Source organism: Pseudomonas sp. Irchel s3h17 (assembly GCF_900187505.1).
GTDB lineage: Bacteria > Pseudomonadota > Gammaproteobacteria > Pseudomonadales > Pseudomonadaceae > Aquipseudomonas.
The window spans coordinates 46,589-71,353 of record NZ_FYDL01000003.1; the positions used below are offsets into that span (position 1 = coordinate 46,589).

A 24,765-nucleotide genomic window follows, 5' to 3' on the forward strand; every position below is an offset into this window, starting at 1 on the left:
GAACCGCTCAATTCAGGTTATTGCGTAAAACACCCGAACCAGCGCCTGCGCCGTTTGTCAGACCGTCTAGGCTCAGTCAATTCCATGCTCGCCCGAGGTCCTATCGATGACTCAAGAACCACTAGTTCGCGAAGCTGAGGTGGCCGCATTCCGCGAAGCCGTCCTGACCAAACTCACTTATGCAGTGGGCAAGGACCCGGATCACGCCTTCGACCATGACTGGTTCGAAGCCATCGCCCTGGCGGCGCGTGATCACATGGTCGAGCACTGGATGGATCACACCCGCCAGATCTACCGCAAGGGTCAGAAGCGGGTGTACTACCTCTCGCTGGAGTTCCTGATCGGTCGCCTGCTCTACGACAGCCTGAGCAATCTCGGTTTGCTCGACGTTGCCCGCGAAGCCCTGACCGAGCTGGGCGTGGACCTGGAGCGCATTCGGCTGCTGGAGCCGGACGCGGCGCTGGGCAATGGAGGTCTCGGTCGCCTGGCGGCGTGTTTCATGGAAAGCATGTCGACCCTCGGCATCGCCGGCCACGGCTACGGTATTCGCTACGAGCACGGATTGTTTCGCCAGGCGATTGTCGATGGCTGGCAGCAGGAGCAGACCGAGCATTGGCTGGATTTCGGCAACCCCTGGGAGTTCGAGCGGCCAGAGGTGATCTACCCGATCGGTTTTGGCGGCAGCGTCGCCACGGTTGTCGATGCCAACGGCAAGAGCAAGCAGATCTGGTCGCCTGTGGAGACCGTGCGGGCGGTGGCGTATGACACGCCAGTGGTCGGCTGGCGCGGGGCGAGCGTCAACACCTTGCGCCTGTGGCGGGCGCGGGCCATGGAAGAATTGCACCTGGAGCGCTTCAATGCCGGCGACCACCTGGGGGCCGTGGCTGAAGTGGCTCGCGCCGAAAGCATCTCCCGGGTGCTTTACCCGGCCGACAGCACCGAAGCAGGGCAGGAACTGCGCCTGCGCCAGGAGTACTTCTTCGTCGCCGCGTCCCTGCAGGACTTGCTGCGCCGCCATCGCAACATGCACACCTCGGTGCTGACCCTGGCGGATCATGCGGCGATCCAGCTCAACGACACCCACCCCTCGATTGCCGTGGCCGAACTGATGCGTCAACTGGTCGATGTGTATGACGTGGCGTGGGAGACGGCCTGGCAGATCACCGTCGGCACCTTGTCCTACACCAACCACACGTTGCTCCCCGAGGCCCTGGAGACCTGGCCGGTGGGGTTGATGGAGCGGATGCTGCCCCGGCACATGCAGATCATTTACCTGATCAATGCCCATCACATCGACTCGCTGCGGGCCAAGGGCATCCACGATTTCGACGTGCTGCGCGCGGTGTCGTTGATCGAAGAAGACAACGGCCGGCGGGTGCGCATGGGCAATCTCGCCTTTCTGGGCTCCCACAGTGTCAACGGCGTGTCGGGCCTGCACACCCAGCTGATGCGCGAAACCGTGTTTTCCGAGTTGCACAAGCTGTACCCGGCACGCATCAACAACAAGACCAATGGCGTTACCTTTCGCCGCTGGCTCTACCAGGCCAACCCCGAACTGACCTCGATGATGGTCGATGCATTAGGCCCAGAGCTGTTGGATGATCCGGAGCAGCTGTTGGCTGGCCTGGAGGCGTTTGCCGAAAAAACCGCGTTCCGCAAGCAGTTCGCCGAGCAGCGGCTGCACAACAAGAAGGCCCTGGCCTATCTGATCCACGAACGCCTGGGGGTCGCGGTCAATCCGGCGGCGATGTTCGACGTGCAGGTCAAGCGGATTCATGAATACAAGCGCCAGTTGCTCAACCTGTTGCATACCGTGGCGTTGTACCAGGCGATACGTGCCGAGCCGGAAGTGGACTGGGTGCCGCGGGTGAAGATCTTCGCCGGCAAGGCAGCGGCCAGTTATCACCAGGCCAAGATGATCATCAAGCTGACCAACGACATCGCCCGTACCGTGAACAACGACCCGACGGTGCGCGGCCTGCTGAAAGTGGTGTTCCTGCCCAACTATAACGTCAGCCTGGCGGAGAGCATCATTCCGGCGGCCGACCTGTCGGAGCAGATTTCTACCGCGGGCTTCGAGGCCTCCGGCACCAGCAACATGAAATTCGGCCTCAACGGTGCGTTGACCATCGGCACCCTGGACGGCGCCAACGTGGAAATGTGCGAGCGCATCGGTGCCGAACACATGTTCATCTTCGGCCTGAGCGCCCAGCAGGTCGAGGCGCGTAAACAGAACCACGAGTTTCATGCCGCACCGGACATCGCCGCTTCCCATCGGCTTGGCGATGTCCTGCAAGCGATCCGGGGCGGGGTGTTCTCGCCGGATGATCCGATGCGGTACACCGGGCTGATCGATTCGTTGATCGAATACGACCGCTTCCTGGTCTGCGCCGACTTCGAGTCTTACTGGGCCGCGCAGATGCGGGTCGACGCCCATTGGCACGATTCGAAGGAGTGGTGGCGCTCGGCGGTACTCAGCAGCGCGCGAATGGGCTGGTTTTCCTCTGACCGGACCATTCGCGAGTACGCCACGGATATCTGGAAGGCGTTGGAGTAGGGGGGTGTAACAATTTTGCGCCCCGGCCCAACGGTTGTTGAGCCGTATCGATATACTAAGCAGCAGTTGCACCGGGTCGCGGGACTGCCCGGATTCGCCCTGCCATGGGCCGCTTAGGGATATCGACCATGCAATGGATGTTCATGCTGATTGGGTGGGGGCTGGGCTGGATACTGGATGAGTCCTTCGGCGACGCGTTCATTGGCGCGCTGATCGGCCTGGGTATCGGCCAGACGCTTGTGCTGCGGCGCCTGAATGCGCAAGCGGGCGAGCAGCAGCGTCAGCTGGAGCTGGCGAAGGTGGCCCTGGGCGCGGTCGAGCAGCGGCTTGCCTTGCTCGAAACCGGCGGCACGGGTGCAATACCCGTCACTGAGCCAGCGCCTTCATCCGAAATCGTCGTTGAGCAAGCTCCCCTGTCGGAACCCGTGCCTGCGCTGCAGGAGCTGGTCTGGGAATTGCCGCCCGAAATGGCCACGGTACAGACCGCGATCACTCCTGAGCCGGTCGATCCGTGGGTGGCACAACCCGCTCAGCCGCAGTCCCCCGCCGAACCCCGTGGGCCGAATCTGATCCAGCGCGCCATCGTGGCTGCGCGCAATTGGCTGTTCGGCGGCAATACCGTGCTGCGGGTGGGCGTGGTGTTGTTGTTCTTCGGCCTGGCGTTCCTGCTGCGCTACGCCACCGAAGGCATGGTGGTACCGATTGAACTGCGTTACGCCGGCGTTGCCGCCGCTGCGCTGGCCTTGCTTGGCCTGGGCTGGTGGCTGCGACACCGCAACACCCAGTACGCGCTGATGCTGCAGGGTACCGGGATCGCGGTGTTGTACCTGACGGTGTTCGCCGCCATGCGCTTGCACCCGTTGCTCGACCCGACGGCGGCCTTGGGACTGCTGGTGGTCGTGACGCTGTTCTCGGCGATTCTGGCCATCACTCAAGACTCCCTGGCCCTGGCGTGCGTGGCCGCGCTGGGTGGCTTTGCCGCGCCGATCCTGACCTCCACGGGTGCCGGCAATCATGTCGCGCTGTTCAGCTATTTCACCCTGCTCAATGCCGGCATCCTGGCCATTGCCTGGTTCAAGGCCTGGCGGCTGCTTAACCTGATCGGCTTTGCCGGCACCTTCGGCATCGGTTTCGCTTGGGGCCTGCGTTCCTATACGCCGGAACTGCTGTGGAGCACCGAGCCGTTTCTGGTCCTGTTTTTCCTGATGTACCTGGCCATTGGCCTGTTGTTCGCCCGGCGTAAATTGCAGGCGCTGGGCGACGGGCCAGAGGATGACAGCCGTGAGGCGCTGCTGCGCTGGTCCGCAAGCAAGGGCGATTATGTCGACGGCACGATGCTGTTCGGCCCGCCGCTGGTGGGCTTCGGCCTGCAGTTTGCGCTGGTTCAACACTTGGAGTTCGCCACCGCCTTCAGCGCCCTGGTGCTGGGCTTCGTCTATATGGGGCTGGCGCGTTTGCTCAGCGGTGGCCGCGCCTTGCTGTTGGCGGAAACCTGCCTGGCGCTGGGGGTGATTTTCGCCAGCCTGGCGATTCCATTGGCGCTGGAGGCGCGCTGGACCGCGGCGGCCTGGGCGGTGGAGGGGGCGGGGATCTACTGGCTCGGTTTGCGTCAGCATCGACCATTGGCCCGGGCCTTTGCCTTGTTGCTGCAACTGGGGGCGGCGCTGGCCTTCCTCAGTGAACTGGGTTTCGGCGGTGGCAGCCTGCTCGACGGCCCACCGCTGGGTGCGTTGATGCTCGGTGCGGCGTTGCTGTTCAGCTTCCATCAGTTGCGCAGCGCTTCCCCTGAGCACACCCATGCCTGGGAAAGAAAGGGTTTGCCGGTGCTGGCCTGCGCCGGCCTGACCTTTCTCTATCTGCTGGCGCCGCTGTTTTTCTTCACCCACGGCACGGCGATCAGTTGGGCGTTGGCCGGCCTGGTGACCTTGTTCGTCGGCCTGCGCCTGCAATCGCGCACGTTCCTGTTCGCCGCGTTTGCCGTGCAACTGCTGGGTGGTGTGTTGTTTCTGCTGCGCCTGCACGGCGCCAACGACGATTCGACGGCCGTGCTCGGTGCCGGCTGGAGTGGACTGATGACGGCTTCGCTGATCGGCCTGGCGTTGATCGGCGGCATGTTGTTCGCCGCTCGCGATGACATGGTGCGCAGTGATGTGCGCCTGCTGCGGGGTTTGTCGCTGGTGTTGCTGGCCGGGTTGCTGCTGATCAACCTGGCGGTGCTGTTCGTCTTGCCCTGGCAGACGGCGAGTGCGGTGTGGGCCGCCAGCGGTCTGTTGATCATCTGGTTGAGCCTGTACTTGCAGCAGCGGGTGAGCTTTGTCTTCGGTTTGTTGTTACAGGTGACGGGTGGCGCGGCGTTTCTGATCGCCGCCCCCGGGCTGCTTGGTCCCCTCGCCAGTGAAGGTTTGCGGCCATTGGGCCATAGCGGGTTCTGGACGCCCATGGTGTTGGGTCTGGCGGCCATGGTTGGCGCCTGGCGCTTGCAGTTTGGCCAGCACGCCAGCGCGTTCGATGCGTTGAGTCTAGGGCGTCTGTCCGAGTTGTTGCTGGTGTGGGGCGCGGCCTGGTGGGCGTTGGCCGTGGTCACCGAGGTATTGCGGTTCGCGCCGCCGCACCTGCAGGCCCCGCTGTTGCTGGGCTTCTCGGCGTTGAGTGTCGCGCTGTGGACGTGGCTGGCGTTGCGCTTGCAATGGCCGTCGCTGGGCATTCTTGGCTGTTTGCTGGCTCCCGCAGCGTCGGTGGTGCTGGTCGCGGCCTGGCATTCGCGTTATCACCCGGCGGCCGACGTTGGCTGGCTGGCCTGGCTGGCGGTGTTCGCGGTGCATTTCATCTCGCTGCGGCGTATGGCTGCGATGCTCCCGCCACGCGTGTCGAGCACGGCCCATGTGCTGGGCTGCTGGTTGCTGATCACGGTATTGGCGCTGGAGTTGCGTTATGGCCTGCTGGTGTTGTCCGAGCAGTACAACGCCTGGCGCTGGCTGGGCTGGGCCATTCTGCCGAGCCTGTATCTGCTGCTGATGGCTGCGCCTCGTGCCTGGCCGTGGCCGGTGTCGGCCCATGCCCGTGAGTACCGCGTGTATGCCGCACTGCCGCTGGCACTGCTGATGCTCGGCTGGTTCTGGCTGGCGAACATTGCCAGCGACGGCACGGCCGAGCCTTTGCCCTATGTGCCGTTGTTTAATCCACTGGAAATCGGCTTGTTGTTTGCCTTGTTCGGCGTGTATGCCTGGTCGCGCAGTGCGCTCGGCCAGTTGTCGATTCGCTCGCCCTACGCCGCAGCGGCGACTGAGGGGGTGGCCGGGGTTTCGCTGTTCGTCTTCTTCACGGCCTTGGTGATGCGCAGTGCGCACCAGTGGGGCGGGGTGCCGTTCGAACTGGATGCCTTGCTGGAGTCGATGCTGGTGCAGGCGGGGCTGTCGATCGTCTGGACGCTGATTGCCTTGAGTTTGATGATCGGCGGGCATCTGCGTCATCGTCGGGAAGTATGGTTGGTGGGGGCGGCATTGATCGCCCTGGTGGTCGCCAAGTTGATCTTTGTTGAATTGAGCAACCGTGGCGGGCTGGCACGGATCGTGTCGTTTATCGGCGTGGGCGTCTTGTTGTTGGTCGTGGGCTATTTTGCCCCGCTGCCACCCAAGCGTGTCGATGCTGTACCCGGGCCGCAGGCACCGGGCAATGAATCTGAAGGAGCGTCGTCTTGAACATGAAGTTGAACCCGGGCTGGCTGGGTGTTGTTGGATTCTGTATGGCATTGTCGGTCCAGGCACAGGAAGTGCCCGCGGACTTCACCACGCAAGTGCCGTTGAGCCTGAGCGGCGAAGGGCCCTGGTATCGCCTGTCGTTGCCGCTGGACGTGCAGTTGAGCGCGCGCCAGACCGATCTCGGTGATGTGCGGGTGTTCAACGGCAACGGTGAAGCGCAGGCCTATTCACTGGCGCGGGAGCAGGCACCGGACGGTGACGAGGGTGTGCTGAATGAGGTGAAGTGGTTCCCGCTGTACGACACCGCGGATGCCAGCGACGGGGTGCCAGGCGTGCGGGTGCAATCCAGTGCCAATGGCACGCTGGTGGAGGTTCAGCCATCGAGTCAACTGGAGGCCGGCGAAGAAGTGCTGCGTGGCTGGTTGCTGGACGCCAGCGCGATCAAGGCACCCTTGCAGCAGTTGATCCTCGACTGGACCAGTGAGCGCGATGGCTTCCAGCGCTTCAGCATCGAGGCCAGCGACGACCTGCAGCGGTGGCACGCGTGGGGAGAAGGGCAGGTCGCGCGCTTGTCATTTGCCGACGAGCGGGTCGAACAGCACGAAGTCGGTTTGCCAGGGCAGCGCGCGCGTTACTTGCGCCTGTTGTGGCAGGCCCCGGAGACGGCCCCGGCATTGACCTCGGTGCAATTGAAAAGCGCCAGCTCCAGTGCGGTCGCGCAACCCCTGGTCTGGTCCGGGCCGTTGTTCGGTAGCCGTTTGAGGGACGGTGAATACACCTGGCAGCTGCCGATGGGCCTGCGGGTCGAGCGTGTCGAGGTCGAACTGGGCGAGGCCAACAGCCTGGCACCGGTGACCCTGGAAGGGCGTCGAGAAACCAGCCTGCCATGGCAGGCCTTGAGCAGCGGCTTGCTCTATCGCCTGACACAGAACGGACAGGACGTGGTGCAAAATCAACTGCAGCTGCCCGGCCATGTCGTGCAACAGTTGAAGCTGACCGTGGATGAGCGTGGCGGCGGACTGGGGGCCGAGGCTCCGAAGGTACGTTATGCCGTACGCTCGACGCAGTTGGTGTTCCTTGCACGAGGAGCCGGGCCGTACACCCTGGCGCTGGGTAACGCGACGGTGAAAGCGGCGAACTTGCCGCTGGCGACGCTGATTCCTGATTACCGGCCCGAGCGCCTGACGACCCTGGGGCAGGCCTCGGTGGATGGCGGGGTTGCAGTCACGCAGGCGACAGTGCCGGCGCCATCGGCTGCCCCGGCGACGAACTGGAAGAAAATCGGCTTGTGGGCTGTGTTGTTGCTGAGCGTAGTGTTTCTGGCGGCGATGGCGTTCAGTTTGCTGCGCAAGCCGCCTGCCAAGTCCTGAATGAGGGTACCTTGGCACCCCATCGCGAGCACACTCGCTCCCGCCGTTGATCGTGTTCGCCAAGGCGATGCCGATCTGTGCGGGAGTGAGCGGGCTGGCGAAGACGGCCTGTTTGTTGGCCAAAGCCGCCGATTTTCTGTCAATCCTCACGCCACGACCCTTTCGATTCGAACTACGCTCATCCCCGCGCATGAACTCTATTGAGCGAATCTCGTCTGATAGGAACAATTGCGCATCGACTCGCGTTAAACTGCGCGGGTTTTTAGCCCCCATTCCTCCGGAGCCGTCCATGTCCCGCGTTACCTTGAGTCGCTATTTGATTGAGCAGACCCGCAGCAACAACACCCCTGCCGATCTGCGCTTTTTGATTGAAGTGGTAGCGCGTGCCTGCAAGGAAATCAGCCACGCCGTCTCCAAAGGCGCCCTGGGTGGTGTCCTGGGCAGCATGGACACTGAAAACGTGCAAGGCGAAGTGCAGAAGAAACTCGACGTGATCTCCAACGAGATCCTGCTCGAAGCCAACGAGTGGGGCGGTCACCTGGCCGGCATGGCGTCCGAAGAAATGGACAATGCCTACCAGATCCCGGGCAAGTACCCTAAAGGCGCCTACCTGCTGGTATTCGACCCGCTGGACGGCTCGTCGAACATCGATATCAACGCACCGGTCGGTACGATCTTCTCGGTGCTGCGTTGCCCGAACGAACACCTGAGCCAGAACGAAGCCTTGAACGAAAAGGCCTTCCTGCAGCCAGGTACCCAGCAGGTAGCCGCCGGTTACGCGATCTACGGTCCACAGACCATGCTGGTGCTGACCTTGGGCGATGGTGTGAAAGGCTTTACCCTGGACCGTGAAATGGGCAGCTTCGTGCTGACCCACGAAGACATCAAAATCCCGGAGTCCACTCAGGAATTCGCGATCAACATGTCCAACCAGCGTCACTGGGAAGCGCCGGTACAACGCTATGTCGGCGAATTGCTGGCGGGCGAAGAAGGCCCGCTGAAAAAGAACTACAACATGCGTTGGGTCGCCGCGATGGTAGCCGACGTACACCGCATCCTGACCCGTGGTGGCCTGTTCATGTACCCACGTGACAGCCGCGAGCCTTCCAAGCCGGGCAAACTGCGCTTGATGTACGAAGCCAACCCGATGTCGTTCCTGGTTGAACAGGCCGGCGGCGCGTCCACCAACGGTCACCAGCGCATCCTCGACATCCAGCCTGAAGGCCTGCACCAGCGCGTAGCGGTGTTCCTGGGCTCGAAGCAGGAAGTTGAACGCGTCACGGCTTACCACAAGGAGTAACCATGACCGCGCCCTGGCAGCCGTTGCTTGATTGGTGGTTCGGTTCAGCCGACAGCGCCAGTGAGGTGGCGGCACAGCAGGGCAGGTTGTGGTTCGGTAAGCGTGACAGCCAGGATCTCGAAGCGCGCACGCGTTTCGGGGACCTGGTGGAACAGGCACTGGCCGGCGGATTGACCGAGTGGACGCAACGTCCCGAAGGTTGGCTGGCCCTGGTGTTGTTGCTCGACCAGTTACCGCGAATGATCTTTCGCGAAAACCCCAAATCCTATGCCGGTGATCTGCGTGCCCAAAAGCTCGTGGCGCAGGGTATTGCCGCGGATTTCGACCGGCAGTTGCGGCCGATCCAGCAGGTGTTCATCTACCTGGTGTTCGAGCATTGCGAGCACCTGGCGGTGCAGAACGAGGCGATTTCGCGCTTTGCGCAGTTGCTGGCCGAACAACCCGAGGCGGAACGCGCGGTGTTTGCCGATAACCTCGATTACGCCGAACGGCATCAGGCAATCATCGCCCGGTTTGGACGCTTTCCCCACCGCAATGCGGTGTTGGGCAGGGAATCGACGGTCGAGGAAGTCGCGTTTCTTTCGCAGCCTGGATCGCGGTTCTAAACCTGCTGCGCGTTCACGGATTTCCTTGAAGCAGTCGCTTCATCAGTAATGTCGGTAGATTTTTCCGTGTGTCGGCAATGATATGGACGTAGACCATCTGTGCTCTCACTTCATAGATGATGCGGTTCATTCCTGAGAGTATCTGTCGATACTGGTGGAGATTGAGCTTTTCGATTTCTTCAGGGATCGACCCGGCATAGGGCGAGTCTCCCACGCGACGTATGGCGGCTTTCAGATCGTTGTAGGTGGCCTGCCAGGCTTGGGTAGAGAACTGTCTGGTGAGATAGGTACGAAGTTCCTTTAAATCCAGTTCGGCGGATTGAAGAAGGACGACCTTGAAGCTCATTGATGTTCGACCCTGTCCAGTTCGGCAAAGACATCTTCAGCCTCCCGGAATTTGCCCTCTTCAATTTCACGATTACCCATCGCCAGAAGCTTTAACAGGGCCATCGTGTCTTCTTGCTCCTCAAAGCTTTTCACATCCATGACCACAAGCTTTGCTTCACCATTCTGGGTGATGACCAAAGGCTCACGGCTCTCAGTAATCGTCTTGACGATTTCGGCAGTGTGGCTTTTCAGGTAACTGATCGGTTTGATTTGAGATGAAAGCTTCATGAGATGGGGTTCCGCTCGTCGATAGGACTGAGTTTAGTCTTAATTCAGTCCTTCGTCAGTCCTTCAGGACAGGCGCACATAGCGTGCGCCCTGCAGTTCAGATCCTGAAACTACCCACCAACTGCTTCAACCGCGCCGCCTGCTGCTCAAGGTCGGCACAGGCCCGCAAGGTCGATTGCAGATTTTCCACGCCTTCCTGGTTCAGTGTGTTGATCTCGGTAATGTCGACGTTGATCGACTCGACCACGGCGGTCTGTTCTTCAGTGGCGGTGGCGACCGACTGGTTCATGCCGTCGATTTCGCCGATGCGCTGGGTCACGCTGCCCAGGCGTTCGCCGGCCTGGTTGGCGATGCCGACGCTGCTTTCGCTCTGGCGCTGACTGTCGGTCATGATCGCGACGGCCTCACGGGCACCGACTTGCAGTTCTTCGATCATCTTCTGCACTTGCTGCGCCGAATCCTGGGTGCGGTGGGCGAGGTTGCGCACTTCGTCGGCGACCACGGCGAAGCCGCGTCCGGCTTCACCGGCGCGAGCGGCTTCGATCGCGGCGTTGAGGGCCAGCAGGTTGGTTTGCTGCGAGATGCTGGTGATCACCTCGAGAATCTGCCCGATGTTCACGGTGTTGCTGTTCAGTGTCTCGATGTTGCCGCACGAGTCGCTGATTTTGGCGGACAGCTGCTGCATCGCCGTGATGGTTTTATCCACCACCTGCTGACCGTCCTCGGCCAGGCTACGGGCGTCGCTGGAGTGTTGCGACGCGAGGGCGGCGTTCTGGGCGATTTCCTGGGCGGCGGCCCCGAGCTGGTTGATTGCCGCCGCGACGCTGCTGGTGCGCGAGGCTTGCTGGTCGGAATTGAACATCGATGAGTTGGAGGCGCTGACGACCCGCATGGCCACTTCGTTGACCTGGCCGGTGGCTGACGACACTTCGCGGATCGAGGTGTGGATCCGCTCCACGAAACGGTTGAACGAAGTGCCCAGGGCGCCGAATTCGTCATGGCCATGAATGGTCAGGCGCTTGGTCAGGTCGCCTTCACCTTCGGCGATGTCGTGCATGGCCCGGCCCATGGTCAGCAGGGGCTGCATCAGCACGCGGATCAGCATGCCCAGCAGGGCGATGATGATCACCACGGCAATCAGCATCGCGATGATCGCCGAGGTGCGGAACTCGCTGAGCATGGAGAAGGCGGTGTCCTGGTCGAGCACCAGGGCCACGTACCAGTCGGCCGAGGGCACGCCGTTGACGTGGGTGAACGAGATGAACTGGGTCTTGCCGTTGACCTCGACTTCCTGCATGCCTGGGCTGATCTTTGGCGCGCCGCTCGGATAGGCTTCGGAAAGGCTTTTGAGTACCAGTTTGCTGTCGGGGTGAATGAGGATCTTGCCGTCGGCGCTGACGATGAAGGCGTGGCCGTGTCCATCGAAGTCCAGCGAGTTGATGATCGCGCTGACGTTGCCCAGGTCGATGTCGGCCCCGGCCACGCCGATCATCTGGTTCTGATGGCGTACCGGGGTAGCCACGGTGATCACCAGCTTGCCCGAGGACGCGGCGATGTAGGGTTCGGTGACGATGGTCTGCTGTGCGCTGTTGGCGGCCTTGTACCAGCCACGGGCGCGCGGGTCGTAGTCCGCCGCGCGATTACCGGCCGGCACCGAGAACATCACGCCGTCGGCACCGCCGAAGTAGCTCAACTGGAAGTTGCTGGTGTACGCCGGCAGGCCGACCGTGCGTTTGAGAGCGTCCAGTGCCGGGCCGTCGACGGCCACTTGCTGGGCCAGCGACTGCAGCAGCTGCATGCGGCTTTCCAGCCAGGTCTGGATGTTGCTGGTGGTCAGGCTGCCGAGTTCCTGCATCGAGGAATCGGTGCTGGCGCGCAGGGTCTGGCGCTGGCGGTAGTCGTTGAACAGGATGAAACAGGCAAACGCAACGGCCACCACAAGGGCAGCGGCGAGCAGGATCTTGTGGCTGAACTTCATGTTTCTGGTCATTAGAGGAGCTACCGCGGGAGGACTGATCAGCGAGGTGCGTCAAATTGCCTCGGTCGAGGCCAGGCGCTGCTTCTATGTCGACAGGTCGGCGCCAAAGATTAGGCGGGTTTGGCGAAAACCGACGAAATGTTGGCTGGCGCGAGAAAGTGTCTGATTTACGGGAAAAATGCACAGGCCACCGTTCAAGAAATACCCGGCGGCGGTGGGAACCAGAAGGGGATTTTCTCTTCTAAGCTTCTGGTTGGCAGCCATGCCTTCCCCTCTTTCCAGGAGTTTCACCATGTCGCTGCGTACTATCGCCTTGCTGTCGTTTTGCGTGCTGTTAGCCGCCTGCAGCAAGGTCAACCAGGAAAACTACTCGAAACTGTCGGCGGGCATGCCCAAGGTCGAAGTCGAAACACTGTTGGGAAAACCTGCCGATTGTTCCGGCGCGCTGGGCATGTCCAGCTGCACCTGGGGCGATAAGAACAGCTTTATCAGCGTGCAATTCGCCGGTGACAAAGTGTTGATGTTTTCCGGACAAGGCCTGAAGTAAACCGGGGCTATGTGCCCACGGGAGAAGAATAATGATGCGGTTAGTAATAGCTCTTTTGGCCGGTCTGTTGTTGGCCGGCTGCGCCACTTCTGGCAATGATTCGCTTGCGCCGAAAACGGCCAGCAGCGTCAACCTCAAGCGTTACCAGGGCAAGTGGTACGAGCTGGCGCGCATGCCCATGTACTTCCAGCGTAATTGCGCGCAGTCCGAAGCCCACTACGCCCTCAAGCCGGACGGTGACATGGATGTGCTCAATCGCTGCCTGACGCCTGAGTGGACGTGGGAAGAGGTCCGGGGCACCGCGACGCCGCAGGTTCCGGGCAAGGCCGACAAGCTGTGGGTGAACTTCGATAACTGGTTTACCCGCCTGTTGCCAGGTGGATTCAAGGGCGATTACTGGGTGTTGTACGTCAGTGACGACTACCAGACGGCGATTGTCGGCAACCCTGATCGCCGTTACCTCTGGCTGCTGTCGCGCAAGCCCGAAGTCAATGCCGATACCCGTGAAGAATTGCTGAGCAGGGCGCGTCAGCAGGGTTACGACACCACACGCCTGATCTGGCGGGTGTCGGACACCAAGATGGCACAGACCTCGAAGTAAGCGGCTGCGGTGAAACCCTGTAGTGAGGGAGCTTGCTCCCGCCGGCCGGTCCGCGCCCGGGCGTAGCAGTCGCAGTCCGGCTGTCGAATTCCTTTGCCAGGAACACATTGACTGAGCTTGGGGTTGCTTCGCAACCCCGCGGGAGCAAGCTCCCTCGCCACAAAAGCCCTTGCCAGTCCCGGCGATCAGCCGAGCAGGTTGCGCAGTACCTGGGTGAAGGCCCGGCTGCTTTCTTCCTCGCCAGCATGATGCCCGTCGCGCACCACCCACTTGCCATTGACCAGTACGTCGCGCACCTGACGGTCGCCGCCGGCAAACAACCAACGGTTGAGGATCCCGTCGCCACTGGCGGTCGCCAGGTAAGGGTCGTTGCCGTCGAGTACCAGCCAGTCGGCGCGCTTGCCGACCTCCAGGGCGCCTATCGGCTGGCCCAGGGCTTGCGCGCCGCCATCGAGCGCGGCGTCGTACAGGGTGCGACCGACCATCGGCTGATGGGTGCCATACAAGCGATTGCGGCGTTGGTCGCGCAGGCGCTGGCCGTATTCCAGCCAACGCAGTTCTTCCACCACACTCAGCGATACATGGCTGTCAGAGCCAATGCCCAGGCGTCCGCCTTGGGCGAGGAAATCCACGGCCGGGAAAATCCCGTCGCCCAGGTTGGCTTCGGTGGTCAGGCACAGGCCGGCGATGGCGCGACTCCTGGCCATCAGGCTGACTTCTTCCGGGTTGGCGTGGGTGGCGTGGACCAGGCACCAGCGTTGATCGACGTCGGTGTTCTCGTAGAGCCATTGCAGTGGACGGCGACCGCTCCAGGCCAGGCAGTCGTCGACTTCCTTTTGCTGTTCGGCGATGTGGATGTGCACCGGGCACTGCTTGTCGCTGGCCGCCAGTACTTCGCTGATTTGTTGTGGCGTGACCGCGCGCAACGAGTGGAAACACACTCCCAGGGTTTGCGCCGCTTGCTGCGCCAGGATCGGTTGCAGGCGTGCTTGCAGGCTCAGGTAGTTTTCCGTGCTGTTGATAAAGCGCCGCTGGCCGTCGTTCGGTGCCAGGCCACCAAACCCGGAGTGGCTGTAGAGCACCGGCAGCAAGGTCAGGCCTATCCCCGCGGCACTGGCCGCCTGGCTGATCTGCAGCGACAGTTCGGCCGGGTCCGCGTAAGGCTGGCCGTTGTGGTCGTGGTGCACGTAATGGAATTCGGCGACCGAGGTGTAGCCGGCCTTGAGCATTTCGATGTACAGCTGGCGAGCGATGATCCCCAGTTGTTCCGGGCTGATTTTTCCGACGAGGCGATACATCAGGTCGCGCCAGGTCCAGAAGCTGTCGTTCGGATTGCCGGCCACTTCGGCCAGGCCGGCCATCGCCCGCTGGAACGCGTGGGAGTGCAGGTTCGGCATGCCCGGCAGCACAGGACCACTCAATCGTTCGGCGCCTTCAGCGCTCGCATCGGCCTGGATGTGGGTCAGCAGGCCATCGGCACTGACCTCTAGACGTACATTGTTGGCCCATCCACTAGGCAGTAACGCGCGTTCGGCAAAGAAGGCGGACATGGTTCAGCACCCCATCGTGTGTTATTTGTATATACATATACAGACGTTTGCCTGCTCGGTAAACTCCGGCAAGCTAGTCACCTTCATCAATCAACAAGGATTTCCTGTGCCGACTCCGCCTGCCATCACGCCGCTGAGTGCCAATCTGGGCGACAGTCCGGCGCCCTTGTACGCCCGCGTCAAACAGATGATCACCCAGCAAATCGACAGTGGGAACTGGCCGCCGCACTACCGTGTGCCGTCGGAAAGCGAGCTGGTCAGCCAGTTGGGTTTCAGTCGCATGACCATCAACCGCGCGCTGCGCGAGATGACGGCGGACGGCCTGTTGGTGCGCATGCAGGGCGTCGGCACCTTTGTCGCCGAACCCAAGAGCCAGTCTGCATTGTTTGAAGTGCACAACATCGCCGACGAAATCGCCTCCCGTGGCCATCGCCACACGTGCCAGGTCATTACCCTGGAAGAAGAAGCCGCCGGTTCCGAGCGCGCCCTGGCGCTGGACATGCGTGAAGGGCAGAAGGTCTTCCATTCGCTGATCGTGCACTACGAAAACGACATCCCGGTGCAAATCGAGGATCGCTTCGTCAACGCGCTGGTGGCGCCGGACTACCTCAAGCAGGACTTCACCGTGCAAACGCCATACGCCTACCTGAACCAGGTGGCGCCGTTGACGGAGGGCGAGCACGTCGTAGAGGCGATCCTGGCCGAGTCGAGCGAATGCAAACTGCTGCAAATCGAAAAGGGCGAGCCGTGCCTGCTGATTCGTCGCCGCACCTGGTCGGGTCGTCAGCCGGTGACCGCCGCTCGTTTGATCCACCCCGGTTCCCGTCATCGCCTGGAAGGGCGGTTTCATAAGTGAGAGGCGTAAATGAGTCAGTTGAAGGTCTTGCGCGCGGCTGATTATCCGCGCATGCCGTGGAAAAACGGCGGCGGTAGCACCGAAGAAATCACCCGCGATGCGGGCACGGGCCTGGACGGGTTCGGCTGGCGCCTGTCGATTGCCGATATCGGTGAGTCGGGCGGCTTTTCCACGTTCGCAGGGTATCAACGGGTCATCACTGTGCTGCAAGGAGACGGCATGAGCTTGACCGTCGACGGCCAGGACGCGCGCCCCCTGTTACCGCTGGATCCCTTTGCCTTCAGTGGCGAGAGCCAGGTGTCCTGCACACTGCTGGGTGGGGCGATACGTGACTTCAACCTGATCTATGCGCCAAAGCGTTTTGGCGCACGGTTACAGTGGCTGGACGGTGAGCGGCGTTTCTTTACTTCAGCGGGCAGCGTGTTGGTGTTCAGTGTCACCGAGCAACTTGAAGTGAAGCTGAGTGAAGGCGCCCGGCAACTGGGTCGCCATGATTGCCTGCAACTGGACGGTAACACCGGTTTGCTGGAAATGTCCGTCAATGGCCCGTGCTGCGTAATCGAGTTGACGCAGCACCGGTAATGCCGGTTATTCCCGTTCGAGGATGAAGCCTCGAACGGTTTCTTCCAGTTCACTCGACATCCGCTTGAGCGCGTGAGTGGTTGTCACGACGTCCTGTTGTGCCGAGACATTTTCCTCAACGCGCTGTGCGACGGTTTCCACATTGCGCGCGACGTCTTCGCTGGCTGCACGCTGCTCCTGCAAGGCGTGGGAGATCTGGCTGACCGCGTCGAGTGACTCATCCAGCGCGCTTTTTACATCATTCATGGACGCGCCGGCGCTGTCGATCAGTTGCTGGCCCTGCAGCACCCGCTCACGACCGGCGCTCATGCTGTTGTTCGCTTTGCGCATGCCGCTCTGGATGGTACTCACCAGCGTCACGATCTCGGCGGTGGACCGGGTCGTGCGGATCGCCAGCTCCCGTACTTCTTCGGCAACCACGGCAAACCCGCGGCCTTGATCCCCGGCCCGGGCGGCCTCGATGGCGGCATTGAGTGCGAGCAGGTTGGTCTGTTCGGCGATGTTGTGGATCACGTCGACGATTTTTCCGATGGCGTTGGAATGCCGGGTCAGTTGATCGAGATCGCTCGATGTCTGGGTCACCAATTGCGCGATTTTCTGCATTTCGATGATGGATCGGTCCATGGTGGCAATGCCTTGGACGGTGATCTGTTCGGCTTTTTGCGTGGTATCGCGCGCTTGCACGGCACTCTCGGCGATGTGGGTGATATTGGCCGACATCTGTTCAGCGGCCGCGGCAATGGAAGACGCTGCACTGGTTTGTTCGGCGGCCTGTTTCAGGCCTTGCTCGGACGAGGTGCCGAGGCTTCTCGTCGAGGCCTCGATGTGCCGCGAGGCCTCGCGAATTTTGCCGATCATGGTGCGCAGGCTACGCCGCATTGCCTCGACGGACTGCATGACCCCCGTAGTGGTTGCGGTGATGGTGGGCGGATCGAAGAGCTGGCCCTGAGCGATGTGTGTGCTGATGGCGGCCAGTTCGTGGGGCTCGGCGCCCAGGTAGCGAACCAGTCTGGCGCAGAACATCGCGGCGTAGAGGCTTGCGAACAGCAGCGTCAACGCCAGGACAATCACCTCCAGCTTCATATAGAACTCGTAGCGAGCGTGGCTGAGCTCGTACTGTTTTCGGGCCTCTTCCAGTTGAACGTCGGTCAGTTGCGAAAACAGCGAGGTCAACGGGTCTATCAAGGGGTAGAGCTGTCGGGCGGCGAAGTGCTCCAGGCTCGGGCTTGAGAGATCGCTGCGGTTCAGTAGCGTCTGCAAGTGCCGTAGCGGAGCTTCGGTTGCCTGCATCAACGGGGTGATTTCGCTGATCAGTTGCACTTCGTCGGCAATCAACTGCGTCGACTGGTAGCTGAGCCAGCGTTGTTCGATCTCGGGTAACGCCAGGCTGATCTGTTCAGCGGCTTGTGCTGCTGTGTAGGCGCCGTCCCGGGCCTTGTGTATGGCGTCGACGATCCGGACGGAATACAGCTCGGCAATTTTCTTCAAGTCCTGCAGCGGGATGACCCGGTCGAGGTAAACCGTCTCCAGTCCTGGACCGTGGAGCGCATCCCGTACAGCCCGAGTGCGCCGATGCACATCAAGCTGGTCAGCAGGGTGCCGGCAAGCAGCAGGAGATGGGTTCTGACTTTCCACTGTTTCATAGGGTGTTCCTCGCGTGAGTGGCATCAAAGGGTGTTGCTTACGAAGTCGGCGAGGATTGATAGAGGTGGAGTGGGACGCTTCTGATGTGGTTGCAGGGTGTTTCTTGAATGCACTCAATTGTGTCTCGCGTGTTACCGAACGCCCCAGGGTGGCGCAAAATCCCGCTCAAGTAACATTCGTCACCTCCTCGCAAAACGCCTCCAGAAAAAATCGCCGCTCGCCAAACCCTTTCCCCATGGGCGTTTCAGCCAGGTTCAGGACTTTATTGAACGGGTTGCCAACAAGTTGGCCGCTTGATTGCATATGCTTGTATGTACAAGTAAAGACGTATGCGTATGAGTCACGGAGACTCGACCGTCGTCCACTGATTCGCCGATGTGCATTGATTGCCCATTGGCTCGCTCGCCCACTGCCTGGGTTGGTTTGGATTGATTACTGAGGAGTTCTTTTCGTGACTGAGAATAAGCCGACAAAATTTCGTGACGTTGAAATCCGCGCTGCTCGCGGTAACAAGCTGACCGCCAAGAGCTGGCTGACCGAAGCGCCGCTGCGCATGTTGATGAACAACCTCGACCCGGCAGTCGCCGAGAACCCTAAAGAACTGGTGGTTTACGGTGGTATCGGTCGTGCTGCGCGTAACTGGGAATGCTACGACAAGATCGTCGAAAGCCTGACCAACCTGAACGACGACGAGACCCTGCTGGTGCAATCCGGCAAGCCGGTCGGCGTGTTCAAGACTCACAGCAACGCCCCGCGCGTACTGATCGCCAACTCCAACCTGGTGCCGCACTGGGCGAGCTGGGAACACTTCAACGAACTCGATGCCAAGGGCCTGGCCATGTACGGCCAGATGACCGCCGGCAGCTGGATCTACATCGGCAGCCAGGGCATCGTTCAAGGCACCTACGAAACGTTCGTCGAAGCCGGTCGCCAGCACTACAACGATGACCTGAAAGGCCGTTGGGTCCTGACCGCGGGTCTGGGCGGTATGGGCGGTGCTCAACCTCTGGCCGCGACGCTGGCCGGCGCTTGCTCGCTGAACATTGAATGCCAACAGGTCAGCATCGATTTCCGTTTGAACAGCCGCTATGTCGATGAGCAAGCCACCGACCTCGACGACGCTCTGGCGCGTATCGCCAAATACACCAAGGAAGGCAAGGCGATTTCCATCGCCCTGCTGGGCAACGCGGCTGAAATCCTTCCAGAACTGGTCAAGCGCGGCGTACGCCCGGACATGGTTACCGACCAGACCAGCGCCCACGACCCTCTCAACGGTTACCTGCCAGCCGGCTGGACCTGGGACGAATACCGCGCTCGCGCCAAGACCGAGCCGGCCGCTGTGGTGAAAGCCGCCAAGCAATCGATGGCCGTGCACGTCAAGGCCATGCTGGACTTCCAGAAAATGGGGGTTCCGACCTTCGACTACGGCAACAACATCCGCCAGATGGCGCAAGAAGAAGGCGTCGAGAACGCATTCGACTTCCCGGGTTTCGTACCGGCCTACATCCGTCCACTGTTCTGCCGTGGCATCGGCCCGTTCCGTTGGGCGGCGCTGTCGGGTAACGCCGAAGACATCTACAAGACCGACGCCAAGGTCAAGGAGCTGATCCCGGACGACGCCCACCTGCACAACTGGCTGGACATGGCGCGCGAGCGCATCAGCTTCCAGGGCCTGCCGGCCCGTATCTGCTGGGTGGGCCTGGGCCTGCGCGCCAAGCTCGGCCTGGCGTTCAACGAAATGGTACGCAGCGGCGAGCTGTCGGCACCGATCGTGATCGGTCGCGACCACCTGGACTCCGGTTCGGTTGCCAGCCCGAACCGCGAAACCGAATCCATGCAGGACGGTTCCGACGCTGTGTCCGACTGGCCACTGCTCAACGCCTTGCTCAACACCGCCAGCGGCGCGACCTGGGTTTCCCTGCACCACGGCGGCGGCGTCGGCATGGGCTTCTCCCAGCACTCGGGCATGGTGATTGTCTGCGACGGTACTGATGAAGCAGCTGAGCGTATTGCTCGTGTTCTACACAACGACCCGGCCACTGGCGTTATGCGCCACGCCGACGCCGGCTACCAGATCGCGATCGATTGTGCCAAAGAGCAGGGTCTGAACCTGCCGATGATCACGGGTAAGTAACACCTGGTCGTGCAGGGGCTGGCTTGTCCGCGTGTCAGGCAAGCCAGCGCCTGTAGCAGTGCCCGCAGAGGTTGGCGATCGTCCCGGCGATAGCCCGCAGATCAAGGCGGTGACCGTACAAAAGCTGAGTGGAGCACGCCGCGCTACAGCGGACTGGCTCAATTGGACGTGGACAGGACTGGATGCCTCTTGACTGCCGTAAGCCAATTCTTGATTAGGAGCGTCACACAATGAAAATGAACAAGACTCTGCTGAGCACTTTGATTTCCGTGGGCCTGTTGGCCAGCGCAGGCGCCTCTCAGGCCGCCGGCTGGTGTGAGTCCGGCAAGCCGGTGAAATTCGCCGGGCTGAACTGGGAAAGCGCCATGCTGCTGACCGACGTGATGCAGGTGGTACTGGAGAAAGGCTACGACTGCAAGACTGACAGCCTGCCAGGCAACTCCATCACCATGGAGAACGCCCTGGGCAGCAACGATATTCAAGTCTTCGCCGAGGAGTGGGTAGGCCGCAGCGAAGTCTGGAACAAGGCCGAGAAAGCCGGCAAGGTCGTCGGTGTCGGCGCGCCGGTGGTGGGTGCCGTCGAAGGCTGGTACGTACCGCGCTATGTGATTGAAGGCGATGCCAAGCGCAAGCTGGAAGCCAAGGCGCCGGACCTGAAAAACATTGCCGACCTGGGTAAATACGCCGCGGTGTTCAAGGACCAGGAAGAGCCGTCCAAGGGCCGTTTCTATAACTGCCCGGCTGGCTGGACCTGTGAGCTGGACAACAGCGAAATGCTCAAGAGCTACGGCCTGGAAAGCACCTACACCAACTTCCGCCCAGGCACCGGCCCGGCGCTGGATGCCGCCATACTGTCGAGCTACAAGCGTGGCGAGCCGATCCTGTTCTACTACTGGTCGCCAACCCCGCTGATGGGCCAGATCGACGTGGTGAAGCTGGAAGAGAAGCCAGGCGTGGACAAGAGCGTGAACATCAAGGTCGGTCTGTCCAAGACCTTCCACGACGAGGCTCCGGAACTGGTCACCGTGCTCGAGAAGGTCAACCTGCCTATCGATCTGCTGAACCAGAACCTGGCGCGCATGACCAAAGAGCGGATCGAGTCGCCAAAACTGGCCAAGATCTTCCTGAAGGAACATCCTGAAGTCTGGCACGCCTGGGTGAGTGAAGACGCAGCCAAGAAAATCGACGCGGCCTTGTAGGTCAAGCCTTCCGGCTGCCTAAACGGCAGTCGGACACTTGATCGCAACCCCTTGATTGAGAGCCTCTTATGTTTCCCGAAAGCTTTACCTTTTCCATCGCCGACTGGGTCAACAGTTGGGTCGATTCGCTGGTCACCAACTACGGTGATGTGTTCCGCCACATCTCCGACACCCTGCTCTGGGCCATCGTCAACCTCGAAGGCCTGCTGCGTGCGGCGCCTTGGTGGTTGATGCTGGCGATCGTGGCGGGCGTTGCCTGGCACGCGACCCGCAAAGTGGTGACCACGGGCGTCATCGTCGGTCTGCTGTTCCTGGTCGGCGCGGTTGGCCTGTGGGACAAACTGATGCAGACGCTCGCGCTGATGCTGGTGGCGACGGTCATCTCGGTGCTGATCGGCGTGCCGCTGGGCATTCTGTCGGCGCGCAGCAACCGTCTGCGTTCGGTGCTGATGCCGCTGCTGGACATCATGCAAACCATGCCGAGCTTCGTGTACCTGATTCCGGTGCTGATGCTGTTCGGCCTGGGCAAGGTCCCGGCGATTTTCGCCACGGTGATCTACGCCGCGCCGCCGCTGATTCGTCTGACCGACCTGGGTATCCGCCAGGTCGACGGCGAGGTGATGGAAGCGATCAATGCGTTTGGTGCCAACCGCTGGCAGCAACTGTTCGGTGTGCAATTGCCACTGGCCCTGCCGAGCATCATGGCCGGGATCAACCAGACCACCATGATGGCCCTGTCGATGGTGGTCATCGCCTCGATGATCGGCGCCCGTGGCCTGGGTGAGGACGTGCTGGTCGGCATTCAGACCCTCAACGTCGGACGCGGCCTGGAAGCCGGTTTGGCGATCGTGATTCTCGCTGTGGTCATCGACCGCATTACCCAGGCCTACGGCCGGCCACGGCATGAGGTGAGCAAATGAGCAACGCAGCCAAGATCGAAGTCAAAAACGTCTTCAAGATTTTCGGCAATCGTTCGGCTGACGCGCTGGACATGATTCGCCAGAACAAGAGCAAAGACCAGGTGCTGGCCGAAACCGGCTGCGTGGTCGGGGTCAATGACCTGTCGCTGAGTATCGGCACCGGCGAGATCTTCGTGATCATGGGCCTGTCGGGTTCCGGCAAGTCGACACTGGTGCGCCACTTCAACCGCCTGATCGACCCGACCAGCGGCGCGATCCTGGTGGACGGCGTGGACATCCTGCAATACGACATGGAGGCACTGCGCGAGTTTCGCCGGCACAAGATCAGCATGGTGTTCCAGAGCTTCGGCCTGCTGCCCCACAAGAGCGTGCTGGACAACGTCGCCTACGGCCTGAAAGTGCGCGGCGAAAGCAAGCAAGTGTGCAGTGAACGTGCCCTGCAATGGATCAACACCGTGGGCCTCAAAGGCTACGAAAACAAATACCCGCATCAGCTGTCCGGTGGCATGCGCCAGCGCGTAGGCCTGGCCCGGGCACTGGCGGCCGACACCGACATCATCTTGATGGACGAAGCCTTCAGCGCCCTTGACCCACTGATCCGCGCCGAAATGCAGGACCAGTTGCTGGAACTGCAGAAGACCTTGCACAAGACCATCGTGTTCATCACCCATGACCTCGATGAAGCCGTGCGCATCGGCAACCGCATCGCGATCCTCAAGGACGGCCGCCTGATCCAGGTCGGCACGCCGAAAGAGATCCTGCATTCGCCGGCGGATGAGTACGTTGACCGTTTTGTGCAGCGGCGTGCGGCGGTGGTTTGAGTGTCGATGATGGCGAGACTGTTGTGTGGCGAGGGAGCTTGCTCCCGTTCGACCGCGTAGCGGTCGCAGAATGTTTGGGGCTGCTTCGCACCCCAGCGGGAGCAAGCTCCCTCGCCACGGATGTAACGCATCAACAAAGTTTGTATGAGGCTTCAAATGTCCCAGACTGAAAAAATCGTTATCGCCGATACCCCGTTGCGTTGGCAGGATGTGGTGGCGGTCGCACGGGGTGGCGCACAGCTTGAGCTGGCGGCCAGTACCTGGGTGCGGATCGAAAACGCCCAGGCCATCGTCCAGCGCATCGTCGTCAGCGGCGAACGTGCCTATGGCGTCAACACCGGCCTAGGCGCGCTGTGCAACGTCTCCCTGCAAGGCGAGCAACTGAGCCAGTTGTCGCGCAACACCTTGCTCAGCCACGCCTGTGGCGTTGGTGCGCCACTGACGAACGAGCAGACCCGGGCGATCATTTGCGCGGCGATCCTCAACTACAGCAATGGTAAGTCCGGCGTGCACCGGCAAGTGGTCGAAGGGCTGCTGGCGCTGCTCAACCGGGGCATCACCCCGCAAGTGCCGTCCCAAGGCTCGGTGGGTTACCTGACGCACATGGCCCACATCGGCGTTGCCCTGCTGGGTGTCGGCAATGTCAGCTACCGTGGGCAGATCGTCCCGGCGCAGCAAGCCCTGGCCGAAGAAGGCCTGAAGCCGGTGGTGCTCGGCGCCAAAGACGGCCTGTGCCTGGTCAACGGCACGCCGTGCATGAGCGGCCTCAGCTGCCTGGCCCTGGCCGACGCTACCCATTTGCTGCAATGGGCCGACGTGATCAGTGCCATGAGCTTCGAAGCCCAGCGCGGTCAGATAGCGGCCTTCGATGCCGAGATCATTGCGCTCAAACCGCATCCGGGCATGCAGCAGGTGGGGATCAATCTGCGGGCCTTGCTCGATGGCAGCGAAGTGATCGCGGCCAGCCTGGGTATTCGTACTCAAGATGCCCTGAGCATTCGTTCGATCCCGCAGGTTCACGGCGCTGCCCGCGATCAGCTGGCGCACGCGACCAAACAGATTGAAACCGAGCTCAACGGCGTTTCCGACAACCCGATGCTGTTGGGCACGCCGGACAACTTCCGCGTGGTGTCCCAGGCTAACCCCCACGGTCAGTCGGTGGCCCTGGCGGCCGACTTGATGGCGATTGCCATGGCGGAAATCGGCTCGATTGCCGAACGTCGCCTCGATCGCTTGATCAACCCGCACGTCAGTGGCCTGCCGGCGTTCCTGGTGGCCAATCCCGGGGTGAACTCCGGGATGATGATCGCCCAGTACGTCGCGGCCTCGCTGTGTGCGCAAAACCGTCAGTTGGCGCAACCGGCGGTACTCGACAACTACGTGACCTCGGGCTTGCAGGAAGACCATTTGAGCCTGGGCACCAACGCGGCGCTGAAGCTGCACGGGGTGCTGGAAAACTGCACGCAGATCCTCGCCATCGAGTACCTGCTGGCAGCCCAGGCGTTCGAATTCCTCAAGGACCAGCGTTTCGGCGTCGGTACCGACATCGCCTGGCGCCTGCTGCGCGAGCGCGTTGAGCCCTACGACCAGGACCGCTGGCTGGCACCGGACATCGCCAGTGCGGCCTTGATTTTGAAAGACCCGACATTGCTGCAAAACGTGTTACCGACCCTGTACTGATCTCGACCCAGCCAGCGTGCCAAGGCGCTAACCCCCTCAAAAAGCGGGAAGCGACGGACAACGGATTTATCCGGAGCGTCTGGTTAGTTAATAGAAAACTCTCAAAAG

At 61.5% G+C, this 24,765-nt stretch carries 20 protein-coding genes and 1 pseudogene; 14 read left to right on the forward strand and 7 right to left on the reverse strand.

Translation table 11 applies throughout. From position 1 onward, the window contains the following. The first annotated feature begins 106 nt into the window (after window positions 1-106). From CKW25_RS04325 to CKW25_RS04345, 5 genes are all read left to right on the forward strand, one after another. The gene (locus tag CKW25_RS04325; protein ID WP_095077964.1) at window positions 107-2,557 is read left to right on the forward strand and encodes a glycogen/starch/alpha-glucan phosphorylase; all 2,451 of its coding nucleotides are present in this window, start codon (window positions 107-109) and stop codon (window positions 2,555-2,557) included. 128 nt (window positions 2,558-2,685) lie between these two features. Continuing rightward, a complete protein-coding gene (locus CKW25_RS04330) occupies window positions 2,686-6,255 on the forward strand; it encodes a DUF2339 domain-containing protein (protein ID WP_095077965.1) in 3,570 nt (1,189 codons plus the stop codon). Further along, a complete protein-coding gene (locus tag CKW25_RS04335) occupies window positions 6,252-7,625 on the forward strand; it encodes a DUF3999 domain-containing protein (protein WP_095077966.1) in 1,374 nt (457 codons plus the stop codon). Before CKW25_RS04330 ends, CKW25_RS04335 begins: the two co-directional genes overlap by 4 nt. Before the next feature lie 289 nt (window positions 7,626-7,914). Beyond that, window positions 7,915-8,925: a class 1 fructose-bisphosphatase gene (locus CKW25_RS04340; protein ID WP_095077967.1), complete on the forward strand. Its 1,011-nt coding sequence runs from the start codon at window positions 7,915-7,917 to the stop codon at window positions 8,923-8,925. Between the two features lie 2 nt (window positions 8,926-8,927). Further along, the gene (locus tag CKW25_RS04345) at window positions 8,928-9,530 is read left to right on the forward strand and encodes a DUF924 family protein (RefSeq protein ID WP_095077968.1); all 603 of its coding nucleotides are present in this window, start codon (window positions 8,928-8,930) and stop codon (window positions 9,528-9,530) included. 13 nt (window positions 9,531-9,543) lie between these two features. On the opposite strand, the gene CKW25_RS04350 is transcribed toward CKW25_RS04345, so the two are convergent. The 4 genes and pseudogenes from CKW25_RS04350 to CKW25_RS27280 form a co-directional block, all read right to left on the reverse strand. Beyond that, on the reverse strand, window positions 9,544-9,876 hold the full coding sequence (locus tag CKW25_RS04350; RefSeq protein ID WP_095077969.1) for a type II toxin-antitoxin system RelE/ParE family toxin: 333 nt from the start codon (window positions 9,874-9,876) through the stop codon (window positions 9,544-9,546). Next, on the reverse strand, window positions 9,873-10,145 hold the full coding sequence (locus CKW25_RS04355; protein WP_095077970.1) for a type II toxin-antitoxin system Phd/YefM family antitoxin: 273 nt from the start codon (window positions 10,143-10,145) through the stop codon (window positions 9,873-9,875). The genes CKW25_RS04350 and CKW25_RS04355 overlap by 4 nt, the downstream gene beginning before the upstream one ends. Before the next feature lie 97 nt (window positions 10,146-10,242). Then, window positions 10,243-11,037: a methyl-accepting chemotaxis protein gene (locus CKW25_RS27275; RefSeq protein WP_371854738.1), complete on the reverse strand. Its 795-nt coding sequence runs from the start codon at window positions 11,035-11,037 to the stop codon at window positions 10,243-10,245. Window positions 11,038-11,100: 63 nt separating this feature from the next. Further along, a pseudogene (locus tag CKW25_RS27280) lies at window positions 11,101-12,135 on the reverse strand (cache domain-containing protein); the annotation flags it as partial. Between the two features lie 280 nt (window positions 12,136-12,415). Here CKW25_RS27280 and CKW25_RS04370 point away from each other — a divergent pair. Both CKW25_RS04370 and CKW25_RS04375 read left to right on the forward strand, forming a co-directional pair. Continuing rightward, window positions 12,416-12,670 carry a hypothetical protein gene (locus CKW25_RS04370; protein WP_095077973.1) on the forward strand — a complete coding sequence of 85 codons (255 nt, stop codon included), beginning with the start codon at window positions 12,416-12,418 and terminating at the stop codon, window positions 12,668-12,670. 31 nt (window positions 12,671-12,701) lie between these two features. After that, window positions 12,702-13,271: a lipocalin family protein gene (locus tag CKW25_RS04375; protein ID WP_095077974.1), complete on the forward strand. Its 570-nt coding sequence runs from the start codon at window positions 12,702-12,704 to the stop codon at window positions 13,269-13,271. A 185-nt stretch (window positions 13,272-13,456) separates the two neighbouring features. Here CKW25_RS04375 and CKW25_RS04380 read toward each other — a convergent pair whose 3' ends face one another. Beyond that, window positions 13,457-14,821: a formimidoylglutamate deiminase gene (locus CKW25_RS04380; RefSeq protein ID WP_095077975.1), complete on the reverse strand. Its 1,365-nt coding sequence runs from the start codon at window positions 14,819-14,821 to the stop codon at window positions 13,457-13,459. A 187-nt stretch (window positions 14,822-15,008) separates the two neighbouring features. Here CKW25_RS04380 and hutC point away from each other — a divergent pair, with 187 nt between their 5' ends. Together hutC and CKW25_RS04390 are read left to right on the forward strand one after the other, a co-directional pair. Continuing rightward, the gene (gene hutC / locus CKW25_RS04385; RefSeq protein ID WP_256577936.1) at window positions 15,009-15,677 is read left to right on the forward strand and encodes a histidine utilization repressor; all 669 of its coding nucleotides are present in this window, start codon (window positions 15,009-15,011) and stop codon (window positions 15,675-15,677) included. 9 nt (window positions 15,678-15,686) lie between these two features. Beyond that, on the forward strand, window positions 15,687-16,259 hold the full coding sequence (locus tag CKW25_RS04390) for a HutD family protein (protein WP_095077977.1): 573 nt from the start codon (window positions 15,687-15,689) through the stop codon (window positions 16,257-16,259). A gap of 6 nt (window positions 16,260-16,265) precedes the next feature. Here the strand turns inward: CKW25_RS04390 and CKW25_RS04395 are convergent, their stop codons facing one another. Together CKW25_RS04395 and CKW25_RS27285 are read right to left on the reverse strand one after the other, a co-directional pair. Next, window positions 16,266-17,549 carry a methyl-accepting chemotaxis protein gene (locus tag CKW25_RS04395; RefSeq protein ID WP_371854740.1) on the reverse strand — a complete coding sequence of 428 codons (1,284 nt, stop codon included), beginning with the start codon at window positions 17,547-17,549 and terminating at the stop codon, window positions 16,266-16,268. A gap of 194 nt (window positions 17,550-17,743) precedes the next feature. After that, window positions 17,744-17,902, reverse strand: coding sequence for a Tar ligand binding domain-containing protein (locus CKW25_RS27285; RefSeq protein WP_143497260.1), 159 nt, complete (start codon window positions 17,900-17,902; stop codon window positions 17,744-17,746). Between the two features lie 452 nt (window positions 17,903-18,354). Between CKW25_RS27285 and hutU the strand changes: the two genes are divergently transcribed. The 5 genes from hutU (at window position 18,355) to hutH (ending at window position 24,657) form a co-directional block, all read left to right on the forward strand. Then, window positions 18,355-20,037, forward strand: coding sequence for a urocanate hydratase (gene hutU, locus CKW25_RS04400; protein ID WP_095077978.1), 1,683 nt, complete (start codon window positions 18,355-18,357; stop codon window positions 20,035-20,037). A gap of 230 nt (window positions 20,038-20,267) precedes the next feature. Then, window positions 20,268-21,236, forward strand: coding sequence for an ABC transporter substrate-binding protein (locus tag CKW25_RS04405; protein ID WP_095077979.1), 969 nt, complete (start codon window positions 20,268-20,270; stop codon window positions 21,234-21,236). A 68-nt stretch (window positions 21,237-21,304) separates the two neighbouring features. Beyond that, window positions 21,305-22,156, forward strand: coding sequence for a proline/glycine betaine ABC transporter permease (locus CKW25_RS04410; RefSeq protein WP_095077980.1), 852 nt, complete (start codon window positions 21,305-21,307; stop codon window positions 22,154-22,156). Beyond that, on the forward strand, window positions 22,153-22,977 hold the full coding sequence (locus CKW25_RS04415; RefSeq protein WP_095077981.1) for a glycine betaine/L-proline ABC transporter ATP-binding protein: 825 nt from the start codon (window positions 22,153-22,155) through the stop codon (window positions 22,975-22,977). Before CKW25_RS04410 ends, CKW25_RS04415 begins: the two co-directional genes overlap by 4 nt. 156 nt (window positions 22,978-23,133) lie before the next feature. Next, window positions 23,134-24,657: a histidine ammonia-lyase gene (gene hutH, locus CKW25_RS04420; RefSeq protein WP_095077982.1), complete on the forward strand. Its 1,524-nt coding sequence runs from the start codon at window positions 23,134-23,136 to the stop codon at window positions 24,655-24,657. Window positions 24,658-24,765 lie beyond the last annotated feature (108 nt).

Coding starts and splice junctions, on each gene's coding strand:
- CKW25_RS04375 (WP_095077974.1), top strand. CDS start 12,702: ATGATGCGGTTAGTAATAGCTCTTTTGGCCGGTCTGTTGTTGGCCGGC.
- CKW25_RS04380 (WP_095077975.1), bottom strand. CDS start 14,821: ATGTCCGCCTTCTTTGCCGAACGCGCGTTACTGCCTAGTGGATGGGCC.
- CKW25_RS04370 (WP_095077973.1), top strand. CDS start 12,416: ATGTCGCTGCGTACTATCGCCTTGCTGTCGTTTTGCGTGCTGTTAGCC.
- CKW25_RS04340 (WP_095077967.1), top strand. CDS start 7,915: ATGTCCCGCGTTACCTTGAGTCGCTATTTGATTGAGCAGACCCGCAGC.
- CKW25_RS04415 (WP_095077981.1), top strand. CDS start 22,153: ATGAGCAACGCAGCCAAGATCGAAGTCAAAAACGTCTTCAAGATTTTC.
- CKW25_RS04355 (WP_095077970.1), bottom strand. CDS start 10,145: ATGAAGCTTTCATCTCAAATCAAACCGATCAGTTACCTGAAAAGCCAC.
- CKW25_RS27285 (WP_143497260.1), bottom strand. CDS start 17,902: ATGAAACAGTGGAAAGTCAGAACCCATCTCCTGCTGCTTGCCGGCACC.
- CKW25_RS04325 (WP_095077964.1), top strand. CDS start 107: ATGACTCAAGAACCACTAGTTCGCGAAGCTGAGGTGGCCGCATTCCGC.
- CKW25_RS04345 (WP_095077968.1), top strand. CDS start 8,928: ATGACCGCGCCCTGGCAGCCGTTGCTTGATTGGTGGTTCGGTTCAGCC.
- hutC (WP_256577936.1), top strand. CDS start 15,009: ATGATCACCCAGCAAATCGACAGTGGGAACTGGCCGCCGCACTACCGT.
- CKW25_RS27275 (WP_371854738.1), bottom strand. CDS start 11,037: ATGCGGGTCGTCAGCGCCTCCAACTCATCGATGTTCAATTCCGACCAG.
- CKW25_RS04410 (WP_095077980.1), top strand. CDS start 21,305: ATGTTTCCCGAAAGCTTTACCTTTTCCATCGCCGACTGGGTCAACAGT.
- CKW25_RS04395 (WP_371854740.1), bottom strand. CDS start 17,549: ATGCAGGCAACCGAAGCTCCGCTACGGCACTTGCAGACGCTACTGAAC.
- CKW25_RS04390 (WP_095077977.1), top strand. CDS start 15,687: ATGAGTCAGTTGAAGGTCTTGCGCGCGGCTGATTATCCGCGCATGCCG.
- CKW25_RS04350 (WP_095077969.1), bottom strand. CDS start 9,876: ATGAGCTTCAAGGTCGTCCTTCTTCAATCCGCCGAACTGGATTTAAAG.
- CKW25_RS04330 (WP_095077965.1), top strand. CDS start 2,686: ATGCAATGGATGTTCATGCTGATTGGGTGGGGGCTGGGCTGGATACTG.
- hutH (WP_095077982.1), top strand. CDS start 23,134: ATGTCCCAGACTGAAAAAATCGTTATCGCCGATACCCCGTTGCGTTGG.
- CKW25_RS04405 (WP_095077979.1), top strand. CDS start 20,268: ATGAAAATGAACAAGACTCTGCTGAGCACTTTGATTTCCGTGGGCCTG.